Source organism: Trinickia acidisoli, from assembly GCF_017315725.1.
Lineage (GTDB): Bacteria > Pseudomonadota > Gammaproteobacteria > Burkholderiales > Burkholderiaceae > Trinickia > Trinickia acidisoli.
This window is the reverse complement of sequence record NZ_JAFLRG010000001.1, coordinates 1,654,644-1,669,065: the sequence shown is the minus strand read 5'-3', so window position 1 is coordinate 1,669,065 and position 14,422 is coordinate 1,654,644. Positions and strand designations below refer to the sequence as shown.

Here is a 14,422-nt window from a genome sequence, read left to right as displayed (position 1 = left end):
TAGAATGGGCCGGAGTATAACATCCAGACCCGAGCCTATGAAACCTTCCAGCGGCCGCATGCACCGTACCGCGGCCCTCGCCGCCGCCTCCGTTCTGAGCCTTGCGCTCGCGGCTTTCACGAGCATGGCGGCGCATGCGCAAACATCGCCGGCGGCGGTCGACGGCACGCCGCAAATCGATGCATCGATCGCCGCGCAAAACTGGCGCGCGGCCCTCGCCGAACTCGATGCGCGCATCGCCTCGCACCCGCAAGACGCTCAAGCGAAATTCAAGCGGGGCGCCGTGCTCGCACGCTTGAATCGCGACGACGATGCGATCCGCCAATTCACCGAATTGACGCAGATGTACCCCGAGTTGCCCGAGCCGTACAACAATCTTGCCGCGCTGTACGCGAAGCACGGCCGCTACGAGGACGCGCGCGCGGCGCTCGAGACGGCCGTCCAGACGAACCCGAGCTACGGGCTCGCCTACGAAAATCTGGGCGACTTGTACCTGCACCTCGCCGAGCAATCGTACCGGCGCGCGCAAAGTCTCGGCCAGGCGAGCCCCGCCGCGGCGCAACGGATAGCGGCGATCGAGCGCATCGTATCGGCCGCGGCTCCTGCACCCGCCGCCTCGTCTACGGCGGCCGAGCCGCGCGAGCACATGGCCAGGACCCCGGCATTGACCTCGCCGGGCGTCGAATTCGGCGGCTCGAACGGCCAGTTCCCGACTCAGCCTTACATCGCGCCGTCCCATTGAGTACGGCATTCGATCCGATTTCTTCCACGTTGAGGACAAATATGAAAAGTTTTTGGTTGGCGCTCGGCAGCGCCGCTCTCATCGCGAACGTGCCCGCCTTCGCTCAAACGAACGCCACCGCCGGGCACCCGCAGGTGTTGCTGAAAACGACGGACGGCGACATCAAGGTCGAGCTCTATCCGGAGAAGGCGCCCAAGACGGTCGCAAACTTTCTCGATTACGTGAAATCCGGTCAATACAGCGGCACAATCTTTCATCGCGTGATCCCGGGCTTCATGATTCAGGGCGGCGGCTACACGGTGAGCTACGCGGAAAAGCCGACGCGCGCGCCGATTCCGCTCGAAAGCCGCAACGGCCTGAAGAACGCCGAAGGTACGATCGCCATGGCGCGCACGAGCGATCCGAACTCGGCCACCGATCAATTCTTCATCAACACCGTCGACAACGCAGGGCTCGACTATCCCAATCCGGACGGCAACGGCTATGCCGTGTTCGGCAAGGTCGTCTCGGGCATGGACGTGGTAAAGAAGATCGAGGCGGCGCCCACCACGACGCGCGAATCGATGGCGAACGTACCGCAACAGCCGATCGTGATCCAATCGGCAACCGTCGTTTCGAAATAACGCTCCCCCCGCCGGCGCTCCCCCGCGCCGGCTTGGCTTTTTAGAAAGGAATTCATCATGGTCGAACTGCATACTAACCACGGCGTCATCAAGCTCGAACTCGACGCCGAAAAGGCCCCGAAGTCGGTCGAAAATTTCCTCAATTACGTGAAGAAAGGCCACTACGACAACACCGTGTTTCACCGGGTCATCGACGGCTTCATGATCCAGGGCGGCGGCTTCGAAGCCGGCATGAAGCAAAAGCCGACCGACGAACCGATCGACAACGAAGCAAACAATGGCCTGAAGAACGTCAAGGGCTCGGTCGCGATGGCCCGCACGAACGATCCGCACTCGGCGACGGCGCAATTCTTCATCAACGTCAACGACAACGACTTCCTCAACCACACGTCGCCGACGCCGCAGGGCTGGGGCTACGCCGTGTTCGGGCGCGTCGTCGAAGGGCTCGACGTCGTCGACAAGATCAAGAAGGTGAGGACGGGCTCGAAGGGCTTCCACCAGGACGTGCCGCTCGATGACGTCGTCATCGAGAAAGCGGTCGTGGTCGATTGAATACGAGCGTCATCCGAGATGCTGGAATCTCGGCGCGGCAAGACGCGGGGCCTCGCAACGTCGAGGCCAGCGTGCCGCACGAGCATGGCCACGCGCGCCCGCACGCGCCGCGGCCGCTCTTGCTCATCTCCGATCTGCATCTGAGCACGTCGATTCCACGCACGGTCGACGCGTTCGAGCATTTCGTCCGTGTGACGGCGGAGAGCGCCGATTCCGTCTTCGTGCTCGGCGATTTGTTCGAGTATTGGATCGGCGACGACATGCTTCGAGCCGATCCGTTCGCCGCCCGCATCGCGGACATCCTGCACTCGCTTTCTGAACGCGGTATCGCCCTGTACATCATGCACGGCAACCGCGACTTCCTGCTCGGCAAACGGTTCATGAAGGCGGCCGGCGCCATCTGGCTGCCCGATCCGTTCGTGATGACCGCGTTCGGCGCACGCATCGTGCTCGCACATGGCGACGCGCTTTGCACGGCCGACCGTAAGTACCAGACGTTTCGCCGCTTCGCACGATGGCGCGCGGCTCAACTCATGTTCCTCGCGTGGCCGTTCAAATGGCGGCATGCACTCGCCGAGCGCATGCGCGCCTCGAGCGAAGAAGGCCGCACGCGGCCGCCCTCGCCGCTTTACGACGTCACGCATGAAAGCGTCGAAGCCCTGTTCCGCACGAGCCATACGACGACGATGATCCACGGGCATACGCACAAGCCCGCGCGTCATCAAGAGATGGGCGGCACGCGCTGGGTCCTGCCCGATTGGGATTTCGACCACGGCGCGCACCGAGGCGGCTATCTGCGCATCGACGCCGAAGGGATTCACGCCCTGCCGCTGGATTGACTCATCCGTGCCGTGGCCGCGCGTTCGCGTGGCTACGGCTCCAGGCGGCGCTTGCGGTGCGCTTATTTAACGCTCGGCTACGCCAGACACTTCGTCGTGCGTCGTCACGGCTCCTTGAATGGCGGCCGAAAGGCGCTGCAAGTCCACGACCGCCGCATCGCCGCTCTGCATGGCCTCGAGCCGCGCACCGAGCCGTTCGAGCGCAGCGACGATCTCGTTGACACGCAGCTTTTCGGTTGCCGCGTGGTCGATGAGGCCATGCAATGCGAGCGAGACCGGATCCTCCGCATTCGGCGCGATACCGTAGGCGCAAAACGCCGCATGCTCGGGCGAGCGCTTCGGGTCGGCCGGCATGATGACGCGCGCCGGATTGCCGACGGCCGTCCCCCCGGCCGGCACCGGTTTGACGACGACCGCGTTCGAGCCGATCTTCGCGTCCTCGCCGATCGTGAAGCCGCCGAGCACCTTCGCACCCGCGCCGACGATGACGCCACGCTCGAGCGTCGGATGGCGCTTGGCGCCGCGCGTGAGCAGCGTGCCGCCGAGCGTGACGCCCTGGTAGATCGTGCAGTCGTCGCCGACCTCGGCCGTCTCGCCGATGACCACGCCCATGCCGTGATCGATAAATACGCGCCGACCGATCGTCGCGCCCGGATGAATCTCGATGCCGGTCAGGAACCTTGCGATTTGCGAAACGAAACGCGCGAGCCAGCGGCGCCGCGCGCGCCAGCAGGCATGCGCGAGCCGATGCAGGACGAGCGCGTGCAGACCCGGGTAACAGGTGAGTACTTCCCAGGCGCTGCGAGCAGCGGGGTCCCGCTCCCGAATCGTGGCAATGTCTTCGCGAAGTCTCTTGAACATGGTGGGGCTCGCAGATTGAAAGGCCGTCGCCTAGACGCGACGGCGTGCGCGTCGATATGACATCGTGTGATTTGCTTATAAGGAACGGTTCGATTGTATGTGGATCATGCGACGCGTGCAGAACGCGTCGGAATCGCCCCTGTGCCCAGCAGGGACATTGGCGGCGGCGCGCGCCGAAATGGCGCCGTTTTATGCCACAGCCCGGCTCCCTGGTGCGCTATGACGAAGACGAGCGATCGCGCGCGTGCGCTTTCAGCAATATGTGCTTCGCGATGCCCCGCACGATGTTGACTTCCTCGCGCTCGAGGCCGGCGCGAGCGAACAGCCGCCGCAGGCGCGACATCAATTTCTTCGGGTTGGCCGGATCGAGAAATTCGAGTGCGATCAGCGCGTTTTCGAGGTGCACGTACATCCGCTCGATATCGTCGCTCGGCGCACGCGCGCCGAGCGAGTCCTCTTCTGTCACGCCGCCCGTCGCCGCCTCGTCTGCGAGGTAGGCCATCCGCAACTCATAGGCAAGCACCTGCACCGCCTGCGCGAGATTGAGCGAGCTATAGGCGGGGTTGGCCGGGATGTGCGCGAGCGCGCTGCAACGCTCGACGTGCTCATTCGAAAGTCCCGTCCGTTCATTGCCGAAGACGAAGGCAATGTCGCCGCCCAGTGCGTGGACGCGCGCCTCGCCCGCAGCCTCGCGCGGCGCGAGTTGCGGCGGCCCGTATTCGCGCATGCGCGCCGTGAGCGCGACGGACCAGGTAACGCCCGCAAGGGCATCGGCGATGGTGGGCACGATGCGGGCCGAGGCTAGCACGTCTTCGGCGCCGCTGGCCATCGCGATCGCCTCCGGGTCCGTCTGGACATGGGCAAGACGCGGCGCCACGAGGACGAGCCGCGAAAAACCCATGGTCTTGAGCGCGCGCGCGGCGGCGCCGACGTTGCCGGGGTGGCTCGGCTCGACGAGGACGAACAAAGTCGACGTGAAACCGCCGTGCGGGCCTGCCGCGCAGGTGTGGACGGTGGCCGACGACGAATGCGATGTGGAACGGTTCAAGATGACGAGTTGGGCAAGGCCCGACGAATAAAGGGGACAAGCGAGCATACGCCGATATGGTATCGCGCTCGCGGGCCCGACGCGAACGGCGCCGAAACGGCCGCGCTCTAGATCGGTCGGGGTGACGGCGAGCGATCTGCCGAGCGGCCGCGGACTCGGGTAAAATCACGGAATTCGTACCTGGCCCACCGGTCGATCGCAACCCCCGGGCAGGTACATTGCTCTTCTTCAATTCGCTTTCGTCGACGGAATGCCCGCGCATTCCGGGCGGTTTGGCCCACCCTCCGTAGCGCTCGCACCGCCGCGGTAATAGGAATCCGTTTTATGCATCCGATGCTCAACATTGCCGTCAAGGCCGCCCGTCGCGCTGGACAAATCATCAATCGCGCCTCGCTCGACCTGGACCTCGTTCAAGTCAGCAAGAAACAACACAACGATTTCGTGACGGAAGTCGACAAAGCGGCCGAAGCGGCCATCATCGATACGCTAAAAACGGCCTATCCCGACCACGCGATCCTCGCCGAAGAATCGGGCCGCTCCGAAAACAAATCCGATTACGTCTGGATCATCGATCCGCTCGACGGCACCACCAATTTCATCCACGGCCTGCCCTACTACGGCGTATCGATCGCGCTCGAGCACCGGGGCATCGTCACGCAGGCCGTCGTCTACGATCCGACGCGCAACGACCTCTTCACAGCGTCGCGCGGCCGCGGCGCTTATCTGAACGACCGCCGTATCCGCGTCGGCCGCCGCGACCGCCTCGGCGACGCGCTGATCGGCACGGGCTTCCCGTTTCGCGAAGACGACCGCCTCGAAGCCTACTGCCGACTGTTCGCAGAAATGACGCGTTCGTGCACGGGCTTGCGCCGCCCGGGCGCTGCCGCACTCGACTTGGCCAACGTGGCGGCGGGCCGGCTCGATGGCTTCTTCGAACAAGGCCTCAGCCCGTGGGATATGGCGGCAGGCAGTTTGCTGATCACGGAAGCAGGCGGACTCGTCGGCAATTACACGGGCGATTCCGACTTCCTGAAACTCGGCGAGATCGTCACGGGCAACCCGAAGATCTATGCGCAAATGGTGCCGATCCTGAGCCCCTACAGCCGCGCGACGAAAAGCGACTGACAGCGGTCGACGATCGGCCGGCAATCGGCCGGCAATCGGCAATCGCCGCCCGCTCCGTCGAGCGGCGGCGTCCAGCACGACAAAGGCGGCTCGAGCCGCCTTTTTTGCTTAATGGATTCCTTTCCGGGCGCATTCGTGGCTCGGCCCGCCGAATGAAAAAAGGCTTCTACACGATCATCGCCGCGCAGTTCGTTTCGTCGATGGCCGACAATGCCTTGCTGATCGCCGCCATCGCGCTGCTCGGCGCCATGCATGCGGCAAGCTGGTTCACGCCGCTGCTGCAGATCTTGTTCACGACCTCGTATGTCGTGCTCGCGCCGTTCGCCGGCGCATTCGCCGATGCGCTGCAGAAGCGCTACGTCATGTTCGCGGCCAACGCGCTGAAAGGGCTCGGCTGCGCGATGATGCTCGCGAACGTGCATCCGATGATCGCTTACGGTGTCGTGGGTATCGGCGCGGCCGCCTATTCCCCGGCCAAGTACGGCATTCTCACGGAACTGCTGCCGGCGCAGCGGCTCGTCGCAGCGAACGCTTGGCTCGAATCGGCAACAGTGCTCTCGACGATCCTCGGCACCGCGCTCGGGGGTGGGCTCATCAGCCCTTACGTCGCGCATCGGATCAACGGCTGGCACTTTGCATTCATACACGATGCCCCCGATTTCGCGATGTTTGCAGTGATGCTCGTCTACGCGGCCGCGGCGCTGATCAACATCGGCATTCCCGATACCGGCGCGCGCTACGAGAACCGGCTGCGCGAGCCGCAGCGCCTCGTCGGCGAATTCGTCGACTGCTTCAACCTGCTGTGGCGCGACGAACTCGCGCAGATCGCGCTATGGGTCACGACGCTCATGTGGGGTGCCGCCGTGACGCTGCAACTGCTCGTGCTGAAATGGGCTGCCGTGAACCTGGGGCTATCGCTGTCGAAGGCCGCATTGATGCAAGGCGCCGCCGGCATCGGCATCGCCCTTGGCGCGGGAGCCGCTGCGGCGCTCGTGCCGCTCTCGCGTTCCCTGAAGGTGCTGCCCTTCGGCATTGCGGCGGGCGTCGTCGCGGCGGCGATGGCCTTCTACGGCAAATGGCTGTTTCCCCCCGCAGCCGGCCTCCATCTCGGCACGCACTTCCTTGCCGCGTACATCGCACTCGCCTACCCGCTCATGATCGTGCTCGGGGGCCTGTCGGGCTACTTCATCGTGCCGATGAACGCGCTGCTGCAGCATCGCGGCGCGACGCTCATCACGGCGGGCCATTCGATCGCGGTGCAGAACTTCAATCAGAACCTGGCCGTGCTGCTGATGCTCGGCGCCTATGCGCTACTGCTTCGCGCGAACATGCCGGTGCAGGGCATCATCGTGACGTTCGGCGCGTTCGTCTGCACGATGATTTGGCTAGCCAAGCGCCGCAGCGCCGCCAATGCGCGCAGGGTCGATTTACGGCAGATGATCGAAGACTGAGCGGTTGCTCGGCTTGCATCGAAGGTGCGGGAGTCAACGGCTCCCGTTCGCACCGGCCTTCGCCTCGATCTCCTCAGTGTCCCAACGCCCCGCGACCATCGCCTCCGCGAGCATGCCCAGCGTGATCGGAACCAACGGCCGGCGCGCGCGCTTCGAAAAGATCGAAGCAATTGAACCAATGACGTCGAGCCCCTCCGGGCCAAAATAGCGGGCATATGGACATTCTTTCGCAGTGACTCCGAACCGCTCGGCCCAATGATCGATGAACTCGACAGCGTCGACGCCGGTTAGGCCGAGGTCCTCTTCGAGTCGAGTCGAAAGCTCGAGCCTCGGCTTTCCGAACAACGGCCTGCCGAGCTCCTCGCGAGCGAAAGCCTCCAACTTCTCCCAAGCATCGTCTCGCCGCATATTTCAAAGCACCTTGTCTTCCGGCATTACCAGCCGATTGTAGGTCGCAACCGTGTTGCGCACGATGAAGAAGGCGTCGTAGCTCATCGTCAGGACCCCGATCACTGGAACGGCGCGGCCGACGAAGCCTCCAAGGCTTCGCGTAAAAGCGATTTTGAGCCCGCGCGGACCGATGCCGACGATGGTCGGCAGTCTTTGGCGCAGTTGCAGCGGGAGCACCTTGCGCGCCGCAATCGAAATCACCGAAGTGCCGGCAGCCGCTCCGCCCAACTTGCCGGCGACCGGCACATCGTTCTGGCCCAGCAACAGCGCAGACGCCGCCAGGTCCTTGAATCCGAGTTGCTTCTCGGTCTCGTCGACGGCGACAAAGAAAAACAGCTCGCCAACCGATAGGTTGGTATGTGGGGAAAATCGGTATCTGTTTTCGCTCATGCGTTTTGGTTTTTTCGTTTTGATTGCTAGCCCTTCTCTCAGGCGACACAAGGACAGCAAACGTCTGCGGCTTCGACGCCCTATATCGCTCGCTTTTCGGCCAAGCCAATGCGGGCGACGCGACTGCTAAAACCCGCCTCACGGTTCAAATCCCATAGAATGTAGGGCTTGTTTTCGACGCTCGCTCGGCCGGCGCATCGCGCGGTTTGCGCACTTCGCCCGCTGCGGCGCCGATCGGCGGTCGAGCACAGCCGTTCGGACGAGTACGACGCGACGCGTGCGCGCGGTAAAGTCCGCCGAACGCCATCGCCATTTGCCGCGGCGCCGGGCCGTCGATGCGCCGTCGATACGAAGCGCATCCCAAGATCGAAAGCGAAAATCCGCACCCGAACACGATTTTTCGAAAGCCACGAATGAAAACCGAAACCAGCGTCGATGCGCCGGCGGACACCGCGCTCGCGAAGCACACGCCCTACATGCAGCAATATTTGCGCATCAAGGCCGATCATCCCGGCACGCTGATGTTCTTCCGCATGGGCGACTTCTACGAGCTCTTCTTCGACGACGCCGAAAAAGCCGCCCGCCTGCTCGATCTCACGCTCACGCAACGCGGTGCCTCGGCCGGCAACCCAATCAAGATGGCGGGCGTACCGCATCACGCCGTCGAGCAATACCTGGCCAAGCTCGTGAAATTCGGCGAGTCGGTCGCCATCTGTGAGCAGATCGGCGATCCGGCCACGTCCAAAGGGCCCGTCGAACGCAAAGTCGTGCGCATCGTCACGCCGGGCACGCTGACCGACGCGGCACTGCTCGCCGACAAGAGCGACGTCTATCTGCTTGCCGCCTGTCCCGCCCACAACAAGCGCGGCGTGACGACAGCCATCGGCCTCGCGTGGGTGAACCTCGCGAGCGGCGCGCTGCGGCTTGCCGAAGTGGCACCCGGCGAAGTCGGCGCAGCGCTCGAGCGCATTCGGCCTGCCGAGGTGCTCGTCGCGGACGGTGCGGCCGACGCCATGCCGGGCACGGCCAGCGGCAAGCTCACGCGCGTACCCGCCTGGCATTTCGACGTCGCATCGGGCACGCAGCGGCTGTGCGATCAATTGAACGTCGCGAGCCTGACCGGCTTCGGCGCCGAGGGGCTCACGAGCGCCTGCGGCGCCGCAGGCGCGGTGCTGCTCTACGCCGCATCGACGCAAGGCCAGCAATTGCGTCACGTGCGCAGCCTGAAAGTCGAAACGGAGTCGGAGTACATCGGCCTCGATCCGGCCACGCGCCGCAACTTGGAGCTGACCGAAACGTTGCGCGGCGGCGAGTCGCCCACGCTGTGCTCGCTGCTCGATACCTGCTGCTCGGCGATGGGCAGCCGCCTGCTGCGCCACTGGCTTCATCACCCGCCGCGCGCAACGGTCGTCGCACAGTCGCGCCAGCAAGCGATCGGCGCGCTGCTCGACACGCCCGCGGGAGCCAGCCTCGACATGCTGCGCGGGGCGCTGCGCCGCATCGCCGACGTCGAACGCATCACGGGCCGCCTCGCGCTGCTGTCGGCTCGCCCGCGCGACCTGTCGAGCCTGCGCGATACGTTCGCCACCCTGCCTGCACTGCGCGAGTTCGTCGCCGCGATGGCGGCCGGCACGCCGGCGCTCGAACGAATCGGGGCCTCGCTCGAACCACCGGCGGGCTGCGTCGATCTGCTCACGCGCGCCGTCGCCGAAGAACCGGCCGCAATGGTGCGCGACGGCGGCGTCATCGCGCGCGGCTATGACAGCGAGCTCGACGAGTTGCGCGACATCTCCGAAAACTGCGGGCAATTCCTGATCGATCTCGAAGCGCGGGAACGCGCGCGCACGGGCATCGGCAATCTGCGCGTCGAGTACAACAAGGTCCACGGGTTTTATATCGAGGTCACGCGCGGCCAAACGGACAAGGTGCCCGACGACTATCGCCGCCGGCAGACGCTGAAGAATGCGGAGCGTTACATCACGCCCGAGCTCAAGGCGTTCGAGGACAAAGCGCTGTCGGCGCAAGAGCGCGCACTCGCGCGCGAGCGAGCGCTTTACGAAGCGCTGCTGCAAACCCTACTGCCGTTCATCGAAGATTGTCAGCGCGTGGCCGCGGCGCTCGCCGAACTCGATCTGCTCGCCGCGTTTGCAGAACGCGCGCAGGCGCTCGGCTGGGTTGCGCCGGAATTCTCCGAAGACGGCGGGATCGACGTCGAGCAAGGGCGCCATCCCGTCGTCGAGGCGCAGGTCGAACAGTTCGTCGCCAACGATTGCCGTTTGAGCGCGGAGCGCAAACTGCTTTTGATCACGGGCCCGAATATGGGAGGTAAATCGACCTTCATGCGGCAGACCGCGCTCATCGCGCTGATGGCGTACGTCGGCAGCTACGTCCCCGCGCGCCGTGCTCGCTTCGGCCCGATCGATCGCATCTTCACGCGCATCGGCGCGGCCGACGATCTCGCCGGCGGCCGCTCGACGTTCATGGTCGAGATGACCGAGGCCGCCGCGATCCTGAACGATGCCACCGAGCGCAGCCTCGTGCTGATGGACGAGATCGGCCGTGGCACGTCGACGTTCGACGGCCTCGCGCTCGCTTGGGCCATCGCGCGCCACCTGTTGTCCGCCAACGGCTGCTACACGTTGTTCGCGACGCATTACTTCGAACTCACGCAGTTGCCCACCGAGTTCGCGCAGGCGGCCAACGTGCACTTGTCGGCCGTCGAGCACGGCCACGGCATCGTGTTCCTGCATGCCGTCAGCGAAGGGCCGGCGAGCCAGAGCTATGGCTTGCAGGTCGCGCAGTTGGCCGGCGTGCCGCCGGCCGTGATTCGGGCCGCGCGCAAGCACCTTGCCCATCTCGAACAGCAGTCGATCGCGCAGGGCACGCCGCAACTCGATTTGTTCGCGACAGCCGTTTATGCCGAAGACGCACCCGGCGATATGCACGGCACGCGCGACGAAGCAATCGCATCCGCGCCTCATCCCGCGCTCGAACGGCTCAAAGGTATCGACCCGAACGAGCTTCGGCCGCGGGAGGCGCTCGATCTGATCTACGAGTTGCAGGAACTCGCGAACGCCGCAAGCGGGAGCTGCGGGCCGGAGTGCGAGCGGTGAAGGCAACACGGCCGATGGGTACGCGCGGCGGCGGCGTGCTGCTCGCGCTGGCACTCGTCTGCCTATCATCGCTCGCCGCGCGCGCTTATGCGGCCGAGCCACACTATGCCTTCGCAGTAGTGTCGGGCATCATGCAACGCCCGACGGACGAGGCCGCCGCGCAGCGCTTGATCGAAGCCATCGGACTGGATCAAGGCCTCTCGTTCGTCGTCTACGACGGCAATATCAAAGGTGCCGACGAGCGATGCGCCGATACGCTCTACGACCGGCGCCAGCAGTTGCTCGAAGCGTCTACCGTGCCGCTCGTCGTCATCCCCGGTCAGCATGATTGGGCCGATTGCGGAACAACCGCGGACGGCGGCTACGACGCCGCGGAGCGGCTCGATTTTCTGCGGCAGACGCTGTATTCGGACTCGACCTCATTGGGGTCGCCCACGCTCGCACTGACGCGCGAAAGCGAAGCCGCGCGATTTCATTCGTTCCGCGAAAACGTTCGATGGGAGAGGGACGATACGGTCTTCGTCGGCCTTAACGTCGTCGGCGGCAACAATCACTACTCGGATGCGGGCGGCCGCAACGGCGAGTTCGACGATCGCGCTATTGCGTCGGCATTTTGGCTCGAACATGCGGCCGAGTATGCGAAGCGTCATCGCGCAAAAGCGCTCGTCGTCTTCGTCGAGGCGAATCCGAATTTCTCACGCTACGAAGAGCACGTCGACCGATTCGCATGGCTTCGCTTCGCGCGACATCGCAAGCCCGACGGGTACCTCGAATTCAAGCGAAGCCTCGTGAACGCGGCGCAAACGTTTCGTGGGCCCGTCATTCTGATTCATCACGACGCGCGCGCGCTGGCCGGCGGATTCGCTATCGATCAGCCGCTTTACAACGACAAGGGAGTGCGTGTCGCCAACTTGACACGCATTGCGATCGCGCCGCACGACGCGTCTAGGCAATGGGTTTTATTCGATGTGAATTACGGCCGACGCGCGCCGTTTCGTGTCAGCGTACGGGCGGTGCCGAAGACACTGCCGACGCCTCCTGCCGCCGTGACGACCGTCCCTATGCAAGCGCCGGCTTCGATGGCCGGCGCTCCCGGGCCGGCCATCGCGCCGCTGCCGGGCATCCAGTACGTAATGCCGGCGCCTCCGCCGGCCGTGACACTTCCGGCGTCCGAGCCGCAACCGCAACCAGCGCCGGCAATGCCCGCCTCCGAACCGCCGCTGCTACCCGATAGCTTCACCGAAGCGCCGCCGTCGGCCGCCTCCGAAACACAAACGCCGCCCGCAAGCGCGCCGCCGGCATCCGGCAACGCGCTACCGCCCGCGGTTCAGCGTTCAGTGCAAGGTGGGGGCGCCTGAAGCGTCTTCCTCGTCGTCATCGTCTTCGTCGACGACCTCGATGCCTTCCGCGCCATGGACATGCGCGTGCTCGATCTCGTCGGCCGTGGCTTCCCTCACTTCCTTCACGGTCAGCGCGAATCGCAAAGCCATGCCCGCCAGCGGGTGATTGCCGTCGAGCACGACTTTGTCTTCTCCCAGGTCGGTGACCGTATAGATCAGCGCGTCGATATCGTCGTCACCATCTTCGGGCGTGCCCTCGAACTGCATGCCGACTTCGAGCGGCTCGGGAAAGCGATTGCGCGGCTCGACCTTCACGAGCTCGGGATCGTATTCGCCGAATGCGTCTTGAGGTTCGAGCTGGATCTGCGCTTGAAAGCCCGGCTCGTGGCCGTCGAGCTCTTCCTCGATTTTAGGGAACGTGCCATCATAACCGCCGTGCAGATAGACCATCGGCTCGTCGCTTTCTTCAATGAGGTTGCCCTGGGCATCCGAGAGCTTGTAAGCGACCGACACAACGGTGTTCTTTGCAATTTTCATTCGAGTCTCCAAAATACGGTCCCATTATACGATGCCCAAGCGGCCCCTCCATCATCGGGCCGGTATGTCCGCCCTGTCTGCCCTGTCCACGTTACCGGCAACGCCTGCGGCTCCCCCGTCGCCCGATGTTGCCACCCCGCTGTTGGGCGGCCTCACGCCGTCGCAATTCATGCGGCGCTACTGGCAAAAAAAGCCATTGCTGATACGCGGCGCCATACCTGACGCCGCCGCCCCGCTCTCTCGCGACGCGCTGTTCGAACTGGCCGCGAGCGAAGACGCCGAATCGCGGCTCGTCTCGCAGATACGCGGACGCTGGCGCCTCGAGCATGGCCCCTTCGACACCGATGCGTTGCCGAGCGTCAAGCGCCGCGAATGGACATTGCTCGTGCAGGGTGTGGATCTGCACGACGACCATGCGCGCGCGCTCCTCGACCGGTTTCGCTTCGTGCCGGACGCCCGCCTCGACGATCTGATGATCTCCTACGCGACGGACGGCGGCGGCGTCGGCCCGCATTTCGATTCTTACGACGTCTTTTTGCTGCAGGTGCACGGCAAGCGTCGGTGGCGCATTTCGGCGCAGCGCGATCTGACGTTAAAACCTGGACTGCCCTTGAAGGTTTTACAGCATTTCGAACCCGAGCAAGAATGGCTGCTCGAGCCCGGTGACATGCTGTATCTGCCGCCCCACATCGCGCACGACGGCGTCGCCGAGGGCGAATGCATGACCTGCTCGATCGGATTTCGAGCGCCGTCCGCCAACGAGCTCATCGGCCAATTTCTCTACTATCTGGCCGAACGCGGCGATACCGCGCGCACGCAAGCGGGCGAGCGGCTCTATCGCGACCCGCACCAGAGCGCCGTCGCCCATCCGGCCGCGCTGCCCGCCGCCCTGATCGACGAGCTTGGCTCGATCCTTGCGCGCGTAAGCTGGACGGAACGCGATTTGGCCTCGTTCCTCGGCAGCTATTTGAGCGAGCCGAAGTCTCATGTGGTGTTCGACGCGCCCGATCGGCCGCTCGGCGAAGCGGCATTCATCCGGCGCGCACAGACGTCGGGCGTGCGCCTCGACAACAAGACGGCGCTCCTCTATGGCACACGGAGCTACTTCATCAACGGCGAGGAATCGGCTTTTCCGCGCGGCCGCAAATGGCTCTTCGAATTAGCCGATGCCAGGCGAATTGAGGGGAAACGCTTTGTAACACTATCGGCTGACCGAGCGATGACAGCGCTGCTATACGAGTGGTATTGTGCCGGCTGGGTTCGAGTCGGCGCATCCTCATGACGCTGGCCGCGCCTACCCTATCGCATACGGTTGAATTCTGTATGAGAAAGGCAACGTATTGACCCTGCT

14 protein-coding genes are annotated in these 14,422 nt (G+C 64.5%); 9 read left to right on the top strand and 5 right to left on the bottom strand.

Features of this window, described 5'->3' with window-relative positions:
- Positions 1-37: 37 nt before the first annotated feature.
- The 4 genes from J3485_RS07770 to J3485_RS07755 are packed head-to-tail and all read left to right on the top strand — an operon-like array spanning position 38 to position 2,756.
- A complete protein-coding gene (locus tag J3485_RS07770) occupies positions 38-742 on the top strand; it encodes a tetratricopeptide repeat protein (RefSeq protein ID WP_206951930.1) in 705 nt (234 codons plus the stop codon).
- Positions 743-783: 41 nt separating this feature from the next.
- Positions 784-1,365, top strand: coding sequence for a peptidylprolyl isomerase (locus tag J3485_RS07765; protein WP_206951929.1), 582 nt, complete (start codon positions 784-786; stop codon positions 1,363-1,365).
- A gap of 57 nt (positions 1,366-1,422) precedes the next feature.
- Positions 1,423-1,917 (top strand): peptidylprolyl isomerase, encoded by a 495-nt coding sequence (locus J3485_RS07760; protein ID WP_206951928.1) that lies wholly within the window; start codon positions 1,423-1,425, stop codon positions 1,915-1,917.
- Positions 1,918-1,943: 26 nt separating this feature from the next.
- Positions 1,944-2,756, top strand: a complete 813-nt coding sequence (locus tag J3485_RS07755; RefSeq protein WP_309477037.1) for a UDP-2,3-diacylglucosamine diphosphatase — start codon at positions 1,944-1,946, stop codon at positions 2,754-2,756.
- A gap of 66 nt (positions 2,757-2,822) precedes the next feature.
- Here the strand turns inward: J3485_RS07755 and cysE are convergent, their stop codons facing one another.
- Positions 2,823-3,617, bottom strand: coding sequence for a serine O-acetyltransferase (cysE, locus tag J3485_RS07750; protein WP_206951926.1), 795 nt, complete (start codon positions 3,615-3,617; stop codon positions 2,823-2,825).
- Positions 3,618-3,834: 217 nt separating this feature from the next.
- Complete coding sequence (locus J3485_RS07745) at positions 3,835-4,713, bottom strand: RNA methyltransferase (protein WP_206951925.1); 879 nt, start codon at positions 4,711-4,713, stop codon at positions 3,835-3,837.
- A 276-nt stretch (positions 4,714-4,989) separates the two neighbouring features.
- On the opposite strand from J3485_RS07745, the gene J3485_RS07740 reads away from it, so the two are divergent.
- Both J3485_RS07740 and lplT read left to right on the top strand, forming a co-directional pair.
- On the top strand, positions 4,990-5,790 hold the full coding sequence (locus tag J3485_RS07740) for an inositol monophosphatase family protein (RefSeq protein WP_206951924.1): 801 nt from the start codon (positions 4,990-4,992) through the stop codon (positions 5,788-5,790).
- A 152-nt stretch (positions 5,791-5,942) separates the two neighbouring features.
- A complete protein-coding gene (gene lplT / locus J3485_RS07735) occupies positions 5,943-7,241 on the top strand; it encodes a lysophospholipid transporter LplT (RefSeq protein WP_206951923.1) in 1,299 nt (432 codons plus the stop codon).
- Between the two features lie 33 nt (positions 7,242-7,274).
- On the opposite strand, the gene J3485_RS07730 is transcribed toward lplT, so the two are convergent.
- Both J3485_RS07730 and J3485_RS07725 read right to left on the bottom strand, forming a co-directional pair.
- Positions 7,275-7,649, bottom strand: coding sequence for a DUF1493 family protein (locus tag J3485_RS07730; protein ID WP_206951922.1), 375 nt, complete (start codon positions 7,647-7,649; stop codon positions 7,275-7,277).
- 3 nt (positions 7,650-7,652) lie between these two features.
- Positions 7,653-8,081: an STM2901 family protein gene (locus tag J3485_RS07725; RefSeq protein ID WP_206951921.1), complete on the bottom strand. Its 429-nt coding sequence runs from the start codon at positions 8,079-8,081 to the stop codon at positions 7,653-7,655.
- A 413-nt stretch (positions 8,082-8,494) separates the two neighbouring features.
- Between J3485_RS07725 and mutS the strand changes: the two genes are divergently transcribed.
- Complete coding sequence (mutS, locus tag J3485_RS07720; protein ID WP_206951920.1) at positions 8,495-11,194, top strand: DNA mismatch repair protein MutS; 2,700 nt, start codon at positions 8,495-8,497, stop codon at positions 11,192-11,194.
- The gene (locus J3485_RS07715) at positions 11,191-12,552 is read left to right on the top strand and encodes a hypothetical protein (RefSeq protein WP_309476984.1); all 1,362 of its coding nucleotides are present in this window, start codon (positions 11,191-11,193) and stop codon (positions 12,550-12,552) included. Before mutS ends, J3485_RS07715 begins: the two co-directional genes overlap by 4 nt.
- Here the strand turns inward: J3485_RS07715 and J3485_RS07710 are convergent.
- Positions 12,529-13,071 carry an FKBP-type peptidyl-prolyl cis-trans isomerase gene (locus J3485_RS07710; RefSeq protein WP_206951919.1) on the bottom strand — a complete coding sequence of 181 codons (543 nt, stop codon included), beginning with the start codon at positions 13,069-13,071 and terminating at the stop codon, positions 12,529-12,531. The two genes, J3485_RS07715 and J3485_RS07710, sit on opposite strands and share 24 nt — an antisense overlap.
- 31 nt (positions 13,072-13,102) lie before the next feature.
- On the opposite strand from J3485_RS07710, the gene J3485_RS07705 reads away from it, so the two are divergent.
- The gene (locus tag J3485_RS07705) at positions 13,103-14,353 is read left to right on the top strand and encodes a JmjC domain-containing protein (RefSeq protein WP_206951918.1); all 1,251 of its coding nucleotides are present in this window, start codon (positions 13,103-13,105) and stop codon (positions 14,351-14,353) included.
- Positions 14,354-14,422 lie beyond the last annotated feature (69 nt).

Coding starts and splice junctions, on each gene's coding strand:
- J3485_RS07745 (WP_206951925.1), bottom strand. CDS start 4,713: ATGCTCGCTTGTCCCCTTTATTCGTCGGGCCTTGCCCAACTCGTCATC.
- J3485_RS07730 (WP_206951922.1), bottom strand. CDS start 7,649: ATGCGGCGAGACGATGCTTGGGAGAAGTTGGAGGCTTTCGCTCGCGAG.
- lplT (WP_206951923.1), top strand. CDS start 5,943: ATGAAAAAAGGCTTCTACACGATCATCGCCGCGCAGTTCGTTTCGTCG.
- mutS (WP_206951920.1), top strand. CDS start 8,495: ATGAAAACCGAAACCAGCGTCGATGCGCCGGCGGACACCGCGCTCGCG.
- J3485_RS07705 (WP_206951918.1), top strand. CDS start 13,103: ATGCCCAAGCGGCCCCTCCATCATCGGGCCGGTATGTCCGCCCTGTCT.
- J3485_RS07770 (WP_206951930.1), top strand. CDS start 38: ATGAAACCTTCCAGCGGCCGCATGCACCGTACCGCGGCCCTCGCCGCC.
- J3485_RS07725 (WP_206951921.1), bottom strand. CDS start 8,081: ATGAGCGAAAACAGATACCGATTTTCCCCACATACCAACCTATCGGTT.
- J3485_RS07740 (WP_206951924.1), top strand. CDS start 4,990: ATGCATCCGATGCTCAACATTGCCGTCAAGGCCGCCCGTCGCGCTGGA.
- J3485_RS07710 (WP_206951919.1), bottom strand. CDS start 13,071: ATGAAAATTGCAAAGAACACCGTTGTGTCGGTCGCTTACAAGCTCTCG.
- cysE (WP_206951926.1), bottom strand. CDS start 3,617: ATGTTCAAGAGACTTCGCGAAGACATTGCCACGATTCGGGAGCGGGAC.
- J3485_RS07760 (WP_206951928.1), top strand. CDS start 1,423: ATGGTCGAACTGCATACTAACCACGGCGTCATCAAGCTCGAACTCGAC.
- J3485_RS07765 (WP_206951929.1), top strand. CDS start 784: ATGAAAAGTTTTTGGTTGGCGCTCGGCAGCGCCGCTCTCATCGCGAAC.